Source organism: Herbidospora sp. RD11066 (assembly GCF_054661255.1).
The window spans coordinates 45,178-57,841 of record NZ_BAAGDO010000014.1; the positions used below are offsets into that span (position 1 = coordinate 45,178).

General features: G+C 68.2%; 12 protein-coding genes. 2 read left to right on the forward strand and 10 right to left on the reverse strand.

The features are described 5' to 3' along the window. Positions 1 to 101: 101 nt before the first annotated feature. The 10 genes from ACYQ78_RS36265 to ACYQ78_RS36310 form a co-directional block, all read right to left on the reverse strand. Positions 102 to 938, reverse strand: a complete 837-nt coding sequence (locus ACYQ78_RS36265) for a transglutaminase family protein (RefSeq protein WP_459805508.1) — start codon at positions 936 to 938, stop codon at positions 102 to 104. Next, positions 917 to 1,894: an alpha-E domain-containing protein gene (locus ACYQ78_RS36270; RefSeq protein WP_459805509.1), complete on the reverse strand. Its 978-nt coding sequence runs from the start codon at positions 1,892 to 1,894 to the stop codon at positions 917 to 919. The genes ACYQ78_RS36265 and ACYQ78_RS36270 overlap by 22 nt, the downstream gene beginning before the upstream one ends. Further along, positions 1,891 to 3,420, reverse strand: coding sequence for a circularly permuted type 2 ATP-grasp protein (locus tag ACYQ78_RS36275; RefSeq protein ID WP_459805510.1), 1,530 nt, complete (start codon positions 3,418 to 3,420; stop codon positions 1,891 to 1,893). Before ACYQ78_RS36275 ends, ACYQ78_RS36270 begins: the two co-directional genes overlap by 4 nt. Positions 3,421 to 3,465: 45 nt before the next feature. Beyond that, positions 3,466 to 5,139 carry an allophanate hydrolase gene (gene atzF / locus ACYQ78_RS36280; protein ID WP_459805511.1) on the reverse strand — a complete coding sequence of 558 codons (1,674 nt, stop codon included), beginning with the start codon at positions 5,137 to 5,139 and terminating at the stop codon, positions 3,466 to 3,468. Then, positions 5,139 to 5,816: a biuret amidohydrolase gene (gene biuH, locus ACYQ78_RS36285; protein ID WP_459805512.1), complete on the reverse strand. Its 678-nt coding sequence runs from the start codon at positions 5,814 to 5,816 to the stop codon at positions 5,139 to 5,141. Before biuH ends, atzF begins: the two co-directional genes overlap by 1 nt. 97 nt (positions 5,817 to 5,913) lie before the next feature. Further along, the gene (locus ACYQ78_RS36290) at positions 5,914 to 6,465 is read right to left on the reverse strand and encodes a PIN domain-containing protein (protein ID WP_459805513.1); all 552 of its coding nucleotides are present in this window, start codon (positions 6,463 to 6,465) and stop codon (positions 5,914 to 5,916) included. Then, positions 6,465 to 6,923, reverse strand: a complete 459-nt coding sequence (locus tag ACYQ78_RS36295; protein ID WP_459805514.1) for a helix-turn-helix domain-containing protein — start codon at positions 6,921 to 6,923, stop codon at positions 6,465 to 6,467. The genes ACYQ78_RS36290 and ACYQ78_RS36295 overlap by 1 nt, the downstream gene beginning before the upstream one ends. Positions 6,924 to 6,979: 56 nt before the next feature. Beyond that, positions 6,980 to 7,915 carry a nucleoside hydrolase gene (locus ACYQ78_RS36300; protein ID WP_459805515.1) on the reverse strand — a complete coding sequence of 312 codons (936 nt, stop codon included), beginning with the start codon at positions 7,913 to 7,915 and terminating at the stop codon, positions 6,980 to 6,982. Positions 7,916 to 7,918: 3 nt separating this feature from the next. Further along, complete coding sequence (gene cysS / locus ACYQ78_RS36305; RefSeq protein WP_459805516.1) at positions 7,919 to 9,259, reverse strand: cysteine--tRNA ligase; 1,341 nt, start codon at positions 9,257 to 9,259, stop codon at positions 7,919 to 7,921. Between the two features lie 330 nt (positions 9,260 to 9,589). Beyond that, a complete protein-coding gene (locus ACYQ78_RS36310; protein WP_245657407.1) occupies positions 9,590 to 9,880 on the reverse strand; it encodes a hypothetical protein in 291 nt (96 codons plus the stop codon). A gap of 273 nt (positions 9,881 to 10,153) precedes the next feature. On the opposite strand from ACYQ78_RS36310, the gene ACYQ78_RS36315 reads away from it, so the two are divergent. After that, entirely contained in the window at positions 10,154 to 11,590 is a 1,437-nt protein-coding gene (locus ACYQ78_RS36315; RefSeq protein WP_459805517.1) for a helix-turn-helix domain-containing protein, read from the forward strand. An 11-nt stretch (positions 11,591 to 11,601) separates the two neighbouring features. Next, positions 11,602 to 12,543, forward strand: coding sequence for an aminoglycoside phosphotransferase family protein (locus tag ACYQ78_RS36320; protein WP_459805518.1), 942 nt, complete (start codon positions 11,602 to 11,604; stop codon positions 12,541 to 12,543). Positions 12,544 to 12,664: the final 121 nt, after the last annotated feature.

The window sequence follows — 12,664 nt, forward strand, 5'->3', positions numbered from 1 at the left end:
CGGCTGCCGGGGCGGACGGGGGCGCTGGACGATCTGGACCCTTTTCACAAGAGGCTCTCCTCTCTCGTATTGGTCTCAGCCTTCCCAGTAATACGTAATGATCACGCCAACCGGGTCACTTCAACCTTTACTTCTTGTCTTCCCGCAGGTGGTCCTTGGTAAATACCTTTCAAAGGGGGTACGTCAGCGTAGTCTCTCCCGCGCGCTACCACTACATGTGTTTCGCCTACTTTTGAGCGGTTTGTCGGGTCGAGCCCGTTCCACTCGCCCGACCAGTACTCCACCCACGCGTGCGACTGCCCCGCGACGGCCTCGCCGATGGCGGCGTCCGGCGACGGATGGATGTAGCCCGAGACGTAGCGGGCGGGCAGACCGGCGGCCCGCATCAGCGCCACCGTGAGGTGGGCCATGTCCTGGCAGACGCCTTTCCCCTGGTCCCAGGCCTCCTGGGCACTGGTGAGGACCCCGGTGGCGCCGGGGACGTACTCGACTCGCTCGTACACGGCCCAGGCGATCGCCTCGGCGGTCTCGTGGGGGTCGCGGCCATACGACTGTGATACCCCGACCTCGCCACAGCTGATCGTGGTTCTGGGGGTCGGCCGCAGCAGCTCGGCGACGGGCCCGTTGACCGCCTTCAGGACCTCCCACGGCAGCGGTTTGGCCAGTGGCTTCGCCGCCGACGTGTCGACCCGGGCCACCGCGTCGATCGACAGCGTGCGGTGGCCGCCCGTCACGTCGAAGACGCTGACGTTGGTGCCCCAGTAGTCGCGGTAGGTCCAGACCGGCGTGCCGGGCCGGATGACCAGGTGGGAGTCGAGGGTGGCCTGGCGGTGGTCGTCCACCGGGGTCATCCTGACCTCGTTGTACGACGACGCGGCGTCGCCCTCGTACTCCACGAACGTCGAGTGGCGGATCTTCACACGCCAGCCGGTTTCCACACCACACCTCCCAGCGCCTGCACGCCCAGCTCCCAGCGCACCGTCGAGGCGTGCTGGAAGAACCGTTCCGTCAGACCCTCCGACGCGATCACGCACGCCGCCTGGAGGGTGATCAGCAACTCGGGGAGCTGCTCCTCCAGACCGGCCGTGTCGGCGTATTCGAGGGCCATCCTGACCCGCCCGATGGCCGCCCGCGCGGGGTCGCTCATGCCCGCCCTGCCCTGGTTGGGGCTGAGTTCGGCCAGGCACTGCTCGGCGGTGGTGAGGGCGTGCATGACCGAGCGGGGGAACAGCCGGTCGAGCAGCAGGAACTCCAGCACCTTCTTCGAGTCGCCCCGATGGGTGCGGGTGAACGACTCGTCGGCGCCGCACGCCTCCAGCAGGACCTTCCAGCCGGTCGACTCCGACGGCGGCGCGTACTCGCTGGGCAGCACCTCGCCGTGGACCGCGAGCAGGCGGGCGGTCATGTCGACCCGCTCCAGGCTGCGGCCGAGCACCATGAACAGCCAGCCGTCGTCGCGGCTCATCGTCGCGTCGGCCAGACCCGAGAACAGGGCGGCCCTCTCGCGCACGTACCGGAGATAGCCGTGCGGGCCGAGCCGTTCGGCGCCGATCTGGCGGATGGGCAGCTCGTTCCAGGTGACGTTGAGGCACTCCCAGACCTCGCTGGAGATGATCTCCCGTACACCGCGTGCGTTCTCGCGGGCGGCGCGGACGCAGCCCGCGATCGAACTCGGGGTGGCCGAGTCGTAGGCGAGGCGCTGGATCATCGTCTCGGTCGTCGGGCTGTCGCCGCCCTCGTGGCCGAGGATGGCCAGGACCGTCGACCAGTCCTCGTCGTCGCCCAGCGTGCGGTGCAGGGAGACGTCGAGCAGGCGGGCGATGTCGTCGGAGCGCTCGACGTAGCGGCCGATCCAATAGAGGGTCTCCGCGATGCGGCTCAGCAGTTCTCTCACTGGTCGGCCTCCCCGTCCCAGGCGGCGTTGCGGCTCGGTTGCCAATGCGCCGGCGGCATGTGCCCGCCGGTCACGACGTGCGGAATGCGCGGTCCGGGCTCCGACAGCACCCAGGTGTCCTTGGAGCCCCCGCCCTGGCTGGAGTTCACGACCAGTTCCCCCTCCGGGAGGGCGACCCGGGTGAGCCCGCCCGGCAGGAGCCAGACGTCGTCGCCGTCGTTGACGGCGAACGGCCGCAGGTCGATGTGCCGGGGCCTCGGCAGGTCGCCGATCAGGGCCGGTGAGGTGGACAGGGCGACGGGCCGCTGGGCGATCCACCCGCGAGGATCCTTCTGTACGTTCTCCTTCAGCGTCACCAGGGTCTCCTCTTCGGCCCGGGGACCGATGACGATGCCCTTGCCCCCGGCTCCGTCCACCGGCTTGAGCACCAGGTGGTCGAGGTTGCCGAGCACCCATCCGAGCGTGTCGGCGTCCTCCAGCCGGTAGGTCTCGACGTTGGAGATCAGCGGGGTCTCGCCGAGGTAGTACTTCATGAGGTCCGGTACGTAGGTGTAGAGCAGCTTGTCGTCCGCGACCCCGTTGCCGACCGCGTTGGCGATGGCGACCGTGCCCGCGCGGGCGGCGTTGAGCAGCCCGGGGCAGCCGAGGGTCGAGTCGGGCCGGAAGTGGAGAGGGTCGAGGTAGTCGTCGTCGACCCGCCGGTAGATCACGTGCACGGGCCGCTTGCCGTGCGTGGTGATCATGTAGACGCGGTTGTTCTCGCAGACCAGGTCGCGCCCCTCGACGAGCTCCACGCCCATCAGCCGGGCGAGCAGGGCGTGCTCGAAGTAGGCGGCGTTGTAGACACCCGGGGTCAGCACGACCACCGTCGGATCGTTGATCGCCGTCGGCGCCGCCTGTCTCAGCGCGGCCAGAAGGCGGCCCGGATATTCGTCGACCGCGCGCACCCGCTGCTCGGTGAACAGCGCCGGGAGGGTGCGCATCATCGCCAGGCGGTTCTCCAGGACGTAACTGACCCCGCTCGGGGTGCGGACGTTGTCCTCCAGCACCCGGAACGCACCCAGTTCGTCGCGGATGATGTCGATGCCGGCGATGTGGACCCGTACGCCGTTGGCCGGTTTGATCCCGTCGGCCATCCGGTGGAAGTGGGGAGAGCTGTGCAGGAGCGACCACGGGACGACCCCGTCGTGGAAGATCTGGCGCCCGCCGTACACGTCCGCGAGGAAGGCCTCCAGTGTGCGCACCCGCTGGCGGACCGCGCGGGCGATCAGGTCCCACTCCGCCGCGTCGATCACCCGGGGGATGAGGTCGAGCGGGAAGGGCCTTTCCTCACCCGCGTAGTCGAAGGTCACGCCTCTGTCGGTGAAGACCCGGGTCAGCTGTTCGGCCCGGAACCGGAGCTCGTCGGCCCCGAGTGGTTGCAGGGCCGCGAACAGCCCTTGATACGGCGCCCGGGGGACTCCCGGGCGCTCGAACATCTCGTCCCATGCATCGGCCAGGGCATATGAGTCGAATATGTCCGCCATGTCCGGAGCGTAGGAAACCGATGTTTCGCGTGATGCCGCCGGATGTTACGGCCTGTTGCTCACGTAGTCCGGCCAGGAGCCGTAACCCGTGATGTCCCTGGCACCGGTGACGGCGTGGGATTCGCAGAGGAACCCGGTGACGCGGGTGCCGTCGTCGAGCTCGACCGACCCGAGCCCGAGCGGCGGGGCGATGCCCACGAGCAACTCACCCAGCCTCTCGGTCGCCACGTAGTGGAGCTCCACCTCGATGCTCTCGCCGTCGTCGTGCCTGACCAGCCCCGGCCGGTCGCCGAGATCGAAGAGCCGGTACGCCCTGGCCGTGTGGGCGATGCCCGCCGATGTCGCCCCCAGCGCGAGGAGCTCAGGGTGCAGGGGATGGCCGGTCCGGTGGGCCCCCACCACGGCCAGCAGCCTCTTCCCGTTCCTGATCCGGTACGGAGTCGCTCCCGCGCGGCCGGTGTGGAACCGTTCGGCGGCGTCCGCGAGCGGACCGTCGGCGCCTGCGGGGGCCAGCAGGGTGACGCCGAGCGGTCTGCCCGCGGACGTGAGGCCGGCCGGAACGGCGATCCCGGCCAGATCGAGGAGATTGGCGAAGGTCGTGTACGTGCCCAGGATCGAGTTCCTGGCGATGGGATCTTCGGCCATCTCGTCCAGAGTGAACGTCTGTGGCACCGTGGGCAGCGCGATCGCGTCGACCTTCGCCCAGGTCTGCCGGGTCTCGGCGTTGAGCTCCTGGAGCCGGTGGATGCCCCGGAAGGTGTCAGACCCGGAAATGTCGGCACCCGTCCCGAGAACCCGCGCCGTGACCGGATGAAGCGAATCGGGGTGCGCCTCGACGAACGGCCCGAGCACACTCCAGCGCTCCGCCACCCACGGCCCCTCGTAGAGCAGCCGCCCGGCCGCGAGGAAGGGCTCGACGTCGATGTCGACGAGTTCGTACCCGAGATCTTCGAGCCTCGTGAGCACCCCCGCCCACTCGCCGTCCCCCCGGATGACCCCGATCCTCCTGATGGCCGCCGTGGCACGGGGGAGCCGCCGCGACCAGGGGTCGTCCTGCTCGTACCCCTCGATGGTCTCCAGCACGGCCCGCGCGTCGGGCACATTGAGCGCGAACACGCTCGGGCAGTCGAGTGACGCGCACGCCGGCACCACCCCCAGCGTGCTGACCAGCCCCTTCGACGGTTTGAGCCCGACCGTGCCGGTCATGACCGCCGGAACCCGCCCCGACCCGGCCGTGTCGGTCCCGATCGAGAAGCTGACCAGCCCCGCGCTCACCGCCACCGCCGACCCCGACGACGAGCCCCCCGAGATCAGCCCCTCGACCAGGGGAGACTCCACCGACCCGTAGGGGCTGCGCGACCCCGACAGCCCCGTGGCGAACTGGTCGAGGTTGTTCTTCCCGATCAGGATCGCGCCCGCGCTGATCAGCCGGTCGACCAGCGGCGCCGACCGGCCGGGCCGGTAGGCGTAGTCGGGGCAGGCCACGGTCGTGGGCATGCCCGCGACGTCGATGTTGTCCTTGACGGAGAAGGGGATGCCGTAGAGGGGCAGGTCGGGATCGTCCGGCAGCTCGGCGAGGGTCTCGTCCTCCGGCCGGAGGCTGATCCAGACCCCGTCGTCGCCTCTGGCCTTGATCCGCCGGTAGACCTCGGCGACGACCTCACGGGGATGCAACCCGTTCCTGTATGCCGCCTTCAACGCCGGAATCTGCAGATCCACTAGCCCTCCAGTGCCTTGAGGAACGCTTCCGAGGGGGCGATGGCGCCGAACACGCCACCCTGCATGGTGACCATCTTGAGCGCGGCCTCGTAGTTGCCGTGGTCGGTGGCTCCGGTGCAGTCACTAAGGAGCAGGCACTCGTAGCCGCGGTCGTTGGCGTCGCGCATGGTCGTGTGGACACAGACGTCGGTCGTGATCCCGGTCAGGACGAGGTGCGTGATGCCGCGCGTCCTGAGTAAGAGGTCGAGATCGGTGGCGTAGAACGACCCTTTGCCGGGCTTGTCTATGACGAGCTCCCCATCGATGGGAGCTACCTCCGGGACGATCTCCCAGCCCGGCTCGCCTCTGACGAGGATGCGTCCCTGTGGTCCCAGATCTCCGATGCCGGCGCCGATCGCCTTGGAGCGCCAGAGCTTGTTCGACGGGCAGTCGGAGAGGTCGGGGCGGTGGCCCTCACGGGTGTGGATGACGGTGAAGCCCAGGTCGCGGGCCTTCGCGAGGACACGGGCGGTGGGCTCCAGGCCCTGACGGGGGAGTTCGTAGCCCATCCGGTCGACGTAGCCGCCGGGGCCACAGAAGTCGACCTGCCAGTCGATGCAGATGAGGGCCGTGTGGCGCGGGTCGATCACGCCGTCGTAGGGCCAGGTGTATGGAGTGGCGTCGCATGCCGGGTACATGGGTGCACCTCCCGTCGATTGTCGACAAAATATCTGACGGTTGATTCGCTGCATACCGTGACGTGTTAAATCCACGTAGCGATAGGTCGGGAGGGTTTCAATCCCGGAGTGCCGCCGCCGATTCGATGAGCCCGGCGCGCTCGAGCGCATCGAGGATGGCCGCGAACGTCTTGGGTGGACGGGTCCTGCCGTTGGCGATCTCCTGAACGCAGGTGCGTACTGTGCCTTCGTCGAGGTCGAGTTGGTCGAGGACGAAGTCATCGGGGGTCATGGCGACGATGCCGTACGTCTCGACTGCACCGACGGGGAAGTCCTTCAGGTTCGAGGTGACGATGATCTCCGCACCACTCTTGATAGCGGCCGCGAGAACGTGTCTGTCGTCAGCGTCGGGAAGCTTGAGGCTTTCGGTGAGTGCCTCGTAGCCCGCTACCAGCGCCCCCGGAAGCGCGGCGTTCATCCGCTCGCGGAGGATCGCCAGCTTGTCCGGCGAGATGTCCGGCCGGTTCGTGGCGAGGTTGCGAACCATCTCGTCGAGGATCTCGTTGGTCCAGTGCGCCCGGACCATGCCGGATCGGGCGATCCGGATGAGCAGGTCACGGACCTCGTTGCCGTACAGCACATTCGCGTCGTACACCACGGCGAACGTCATCAGTACAGGTCCAGTTCCTCGCTGAGGGCTATGAGGTCGTCGGCGGCCTTGTGGGTGTCGGCGTCGTTCAGCCGCTTGTAGGCCATCAGGTCTTCGAACCGGATGCGCCGGTGCCGCCCGACGAGCCGGTGGGGGATCTTGCCCGCATCGAGCAGACCGACGAGGTAAGGCCTGGACACATTCAGCAGGTCGGCGGCCTGCCGTGTGGTCAGTTCGGCGTGGTTGGGCATCGCGGTCACGCCGTGTCCCTCGGCGAGCTGCGTGAGCATGTAGGCCAGCATCGTCACGACATCGCGGGGCAGGACGAGCGTCTCGTCTCCGGCCAGTTCCCCGGTGACGAGGATGTCGTCGCTGCCGGGGTGGGTGGCGAGATAGTCCTTGATCCGTCGCATGGCGCGGCCGGCGTCCTGCGCGTCTACTTTGCCGGGCTCCAGGGACTTCGGAGTTCGCACCGTCATCATCGGCCCCCTCTCCCTAGCATTATCTGCAGCAAGTGCAATAAATGCAATCGAGGTCAGGGAAGCTGAAGCGCCACTCGAGAGAAGCCGTCCAGAGTCAATTCCCAGAACCGGTCGACGTCGATCGACCTCGCCACGTTCGCGTTCGGCTCGCGGCCCCTCAGGTTGAAGTCGATCACCGTCATGCCCGAAGTGAAGCGGCCCGCCGTCTCCACGTCGACCACGGCGGGCGTGAACTCGAACAGGCTCGGGTCGGCCACATAGGCGACGGCCAGGGCGTCGTGGACGGCGGGCCCGTCGTGGGCGGTCGTCATCCCGTAGAACTCCAGGGCCGGGATCAGCAGCTCGCTCCCCAGCCGTTCCAGGTCCCGCATCCGATCCAGCACCGTCCCCGTCGCCAGCGCCCGGAGGCTCACGTCGAGGCCGATCTGGTTGACCGTCCAGCCCGCGCCGAAGACGATCGCCGCCGCCTCCGGGTCGGCGGCGATGTTGAACTCCGCCGCGGGGGTGCGGTTCCCGCGCGTGTACGACCCTCCCAGGATCGTGAAGTCTCGCGCCCACTCCATGATCCGCGGCTCCCTGCGGACCGCCAGAGCGATGTTCGTCAGCGGTCCCACCGCCACCAGGGAGATCTCGCCCGGAGACGCAGCGAGGGTGTCGATGATGAAGTCGACCGCGTGCCCGGGGTTCACCGAGGACCGGGGCTCAGGCAACAGAGCCCCGCCCAGGCCGCCGAAGCCGTGGACCTCCGCCGCGTCGATCCGGCTGACGACCAGGGCGCCGGCGGAGCCGGGGACCACGGGGACCGACGGGAAGCCCAGGTAGTCGCGCAGCTTCAGGGCGTTCAATGTCGTCAGGTCGAGGGAGACGTTGCCGCCGACCGTCGTGATGCCGACGAGGTCCAGCGCGGGGGAGCCGTGGGCGAGGGTGATCGCCAGGGCGTCGTCGATGCCGGGGTCGCAGTCAATGAGGATCTTCTTTGGCGCGGGCACGCCTCAGAGCGTAACCCGCTGGCGAATCTTCAGGGCCGAGTCGATCTGCCGTTGCATGATCCGCGCTCTCTCGAACTCGCCACGCTCCGCACTCGCCTCGGCGAGATTTCGGACCACATGTAACACGGCTCCGGCGACTTCTCTCAGGTGCGTTTCCCTGGCCCAGTGCTCGGACATCGGATCGAGGCCCAGCACGTCCAGCATCGCCCGTACCTCCGAGCATTTCCGGGCCGCCTTGAGAACGTCGCCGGAATCGAGGGCGGCGTTCCCCTCATTGACGGCCGCGTGAATCAGCGAAACCGCCTGCGGGAGGTTCAGGTCGTGGTCCATCGCCTCTCTGAACTGCGGCGGAAGCTCGCCGGGCGCGCCGACGGCCACGCGGTGAACAAAACGTTCGATCCTCCTGTACGCCACCGCGCTCTCCTCCACCGCCCCCACCGAGAATTCCATCGGCGACCGATAGTGGGAGGCGGCCAGATAGAACCGGAGTTCGACCGGGCGAATCCGCCGCAGCAGGGTGCTGACCGACAGCGGGTTCATCGCGACCTTGCGAATCTTCTCGCCCCGGTGCGTCACCGGGCCGTTGTGAATCCAGAAGCGCGCGAAACCGTCGCCGGCCGCCCTCGACTGGGCGATCTCGTTTTCGTGGTGCGGGAAAATGAGGTTGGCGCCGCCGCCGTGAATGTCGAATTCAGTACCGAGATATTTGCGGGCCATCGCCGAACATTCCAGATGCCATCCCGGACGCCCGTCGCCCCACGGCGCGTGCCATACGGGTTCGCCCGGACGGCCCCTTTTCCACAAAGCGAAATCGCGGGGGTCGCGTTTGCCGTGGCCGGGTTCCTCGCCGCCGCGCATCTGGCTCGGGCGCTGCCCGGAGAGTTCGCCGTAGGCGGGGAAGGAGGAAATGGAGAAGTACACGTCCCCGTCGGAGACGTAGGCGTTGCCGGAGGCGAGGAGCTGCTCGATGAGCTCCAGCATCTCGGGGATGTGGCCGGTCGCACGGGGCTCCACGCTGGGCGGAAGGCATCCGAGGGCCTCGTAGGTGCTCTCGAACGAGCGGTAGACCGGGTCGGTGATCCGCCACCAGTGCACGCCCTCGGAGAGCGAGCGGCTGATGATCTTGTCTTCGATGTCGGTGACGTTACGGCAGAAGAGAACGCGATATCCGGAATGGGATAACCATCGATGGAGAATATCGAAGTTCACTTGCGAACGTATCTGCCCGACATGTGGCGGGACGACGACGGTGGGGCCGCAAAGATAAATCGATGCGATTCCCGGAATTCGGGGGGAGAAATCGCGGACCGACCGGCTGAAAGTATCGTATAGGCGAAGTCCCACCTACCCGAGGGTAAGCCAATAATCCGCGTCCTGTCGATAGAAACGGGCAGACGTGCGTTGCACATCATGAATGCCTCATTGTGAGACAGGTCAAACGGGTTGACCGGGTAATGAACCACCCGTCACGGCTGGGGAACAGCTCTGGACAAATCGGTCGGGTGGAGGTACGGCCCGCACCCCGGTGGGTGGGCGGGGGCGGTCAGCGACTGTCTGGTCCGGGTCGGCGTGGGTGGGCCGCGGCCCCATTCCTTGACGGGAAGGGGGCGCGGGTGCCGCCTGACAACTGGCCGCCGGAAGGCGCGGGCCGTACCGGCTGAGGGGTGTCCGAAATTATCGGCGGATCACGTGCAGCACGGAGGCGATGCGTTCGGCGGCGGTCACGACATCGGAGGCGTGCCCGATGCGGCCGGCCCACGACAGCCAGTACCACCACTCTCCGTCATTGGTGTCGGACGCCAGGACGTCCTCGGCCATCGCCGGGGCCATCGGGTTCACGACCCGCAGCCGGGGGTAGAGGCCGGCCGGCGCCGACAGGCGTACCTGGAACGAGTGCGCCTCGAGTTGGGCGGCGAGCCGTTCCAGGTGGTCCATCGCCTCGCTGCGATCTGCCTTCATCGCCATGGTGGTCTCCAGGGGACGTTGCGACCTTTCTCCGGAAAGGGTGAACCTGGGATGACTGCCCGGCAATCGGGCGTACTAGCCGAATACGTGCAATAACCAGGGAACTCGCTGGTATTCAGTGGAAGACCCACGGTTCCGTGGATACGAAGCCATAACAGGGCTGGCGGTTGAGTGCCAGCCGATTAACGTGGTGGTAACACCCGTAATCGCCGAACCCCCTGCCTGAGGGCAGACTGGTACCGGCGGGATGTCAGCAGCGGAAGGGCAGGCGGGATGGCCCGAGGAGAGCATTCTCCGGCATGTGCTCGTCGCTGGCGCGAGCAGGCCGAGGCACGGCAGTGGTCGATGTGGCAGACGGTCCAGGCGATCCACGGCTGCTGCGGCGTCAGCATGCTGAAAGCGCACCGGCTCGGCCGGGGATGGTCGGCACGTCAGGCGATCGAGGAACTCGAATACCTCTGTGAGCAGCAGTCGCTCGGCCTGCCACGGGCCAGCATCGACCTGCTCAACGCATGGGAGAACAACCGGGCGCGCCCGCGCCCCCAGACGATCGACCTGCTGGCCCGGCTCTACAAGGCCAACGCGGTACGCCTCGGCCTCGCCGCCGACTACTGCGAGGACCCCGGCGTGAGCCAGAAGGTCGTGGTCGTGGCGAACGGGTCGTCGGAAGACGGTTCCGTCCACGTCGAAGACCTGGCCGACGACGACACCGACCGGCGCGCCCTGTTCCACCAGGCGATGCTGATGGGCACCCCCAACGGACGGTTCTTCGCCGAGGTCGAGGGCACCCGCCACGACCTGGACCGGTCCCTGGCCACCACGACGGTCACCGAAGACCAGCTCGACCGGCTCGACGAGCAGGTGCTGCGCTACCGGCGGGAATACATGACCACCCCGCCCACGCCCATGCTCTGCCGGGTGATGCTGGAACTGGCCGACGTACGCAAACTGACCGGCGCCCGCCAGCCCGCCGGCGTGCAGCGACGCCTCCTGACGGCCACCACCATGCTGGCCCTGCTGTCGGCCGACGCCCTGATGAAGCTCGGCGACACCCGCCAGGCCCACGCCTGGTACGGCACCGCCCGCACCTCCGCCGACGACGTCGGCGACCTGCGCTTACGCGCGTTGGTCCGGGCCAACCAGACGATGCTGCCCTACTACTACGGCGACCTCACCGAGACCGTGCGGCTGGCCCGCGAGGCCCGCATGCTGGCCGGTTCCGCCCCCAGCTCCCCGGCGGCCCTGGCCGCGGCGGCCGAGGCGCGGGCCCTGGCCCGGATGGGCGACCGCAAGGCCGCCCGCATCGCCCTGGCCGAGGCGGAGCAGATCTTCGCCCGCATGCGCGGCATGAGCCAGGACGACCTCGCCTTCGTCTTCACCGAGAAACGTATGAGCTTCTACCGAACCGGCACCCTGATCGAGCTCGGCGACGACTCGCAGCTCCAGAACCTCGAACTCGACTCGGGGTTCCAGACGATCGACCCCGCGCTGATCCTGCTCGACCAGGCCACCCATCTCGCCCGCCACGGCGACTACGAGGAGGCCTGCCGCCTGGCGGCCCAGGCGCTCAGCCAGGTCCCGGCCGAGCACCGCACCTCCATCGTCATCACCCGGGCGAAGGCGCTGCTGAACGAGGCCGATCCGCGGCTCCCCGCCGTCCGCAACCTGAACCAGGTCCTGTCGGAGTCGTCCCTCCGGCTGGCCATATGAGCGCCTCGCACGTGACGATCACGCACCTCGCCCGCGCCACCACCGCCCGTCCGCTCGCGGACGAGGCCTACACGGTTCTGCGCGCGGTCTGCGACCGCATCGGCGTCGACGCCTCCGGAGCCCGGCTGATGCGGCTGCGGAGCAACGCCGTCTTCAAGCTGCGGGGTGACATGGTGGTGCGGATCGCCACCGCCCCCGACGCCCTCACCCGCCTGCCGGTCGTGCTGGCGGTGGCCCGCTGGCTGGCCGACCGGGGGTTCCCGACGGTCCGCCCGGTCGACGAGATCCCCCACCAGCCGATCGTGCACGGCGGCCGGGCCGTCACCTTCTGGCGGTACGTCCGCTCCAACGGCTCCCCGACCACCACCGAGCTCGGCCACGTGCTGCGCGATCTCCATCGCGAGCCGGTGCCGACGTCGATCCCGCTGCGGCGCCTCACCGACCCGCTGGCCGAGGTCCGGCACGCGGTCGAACACCGGGCCGAGGTGCTCACCGCCTACCAGCGGCGCTGGCTCGGCGACCGGATCGAAGACCTCACCGACCAGTGGCACCACCTCGACTCCGGCCCGCCCGTCCTGCTGCACGGCGACGCCTGGATCGACAACCTTCTGCGGTGCCGCGACGGTAATGCGATTCTTTGCGATTGGGACGGCGTGGCCGTGGGTCCCCGTGAATGGGATCTCGTCCACACCTACCATGGGCAGCGCCGTTTCGGCCTCTCGGCCGGCGACGTCGACGCCTTCGCCCACGCCTACGGCTCTGACCTGCGAGATTGGCCCGGATACACGACCCTGATGGAGGTCAGGGACATGTACGCCGTCGGGATCCACATCCGCAACGCGCTCGGCGATCCCTTCTCCAGACAAGAACTTCCACGCCGTCTCGACTCGCTGACCAGAGGCGATGGCCACGCGAGGTGGTACATGGCTGCTCCTGCCCTCGGGGTGCGATAGGCTTGACGTGTTGCAGTGGTGTTTTGTAAAGAACGCCTCCGGCTTTGCGGCCGGTAGCGGGCGTACTGCTTTTCCGACGTAGGCGGATGCAGGGCTGGTCCGCTAGGCAGCCCGTCTCGTT

Excerpts from the sequence above, each read along its gene's own strand:
- ACYQ78_RS36275 (WP_459805510.1), bottom strand. The coding sequence starts at position 3,420 with ATGGCGGACATATTCGACTCATATGCCCTGGCCGATGCATGGGACGAG.
- biuH (WP_459805512.1), bottom strand. The coding sequence starts at position 5,816 with ATGTACCCGGCATGCGACGCCACTCCATACACCTGGCCCTACGACGGC.
- ACYQ78_RS36290 (WP_459805513.1), bottom strand. The coding sequence starts at position 6,465 with ATGACGTTCGCCGTGGTGTACGACGCGAATGTGCTGTACGGCAACGAG.
- ACYQ78_RS36295 (WP_459805514.1), bottom strand. The coding sequence starts at position 6,923 with ATGACGGTGCGAACTCCGAAGTCCCTGGAGCCCGGCAAAGTAGACGCG.
- ACYQ78_RS36310 (WP_245657407.1), bottom strand. The coding sequence starts at position 9,880 with ATGGCGATGAAGGCAGATCGCAGCGAGGCGATGGACCACCTGGAACGG.
- ACYQ78_RS36315 (WP_459805517.1), top strand. The coding sequence starts at position 10,154 with ATGGCCCGAGGAGAGCATTCTCCGGCATGTGCTCGTCGCTGGCGCGAG.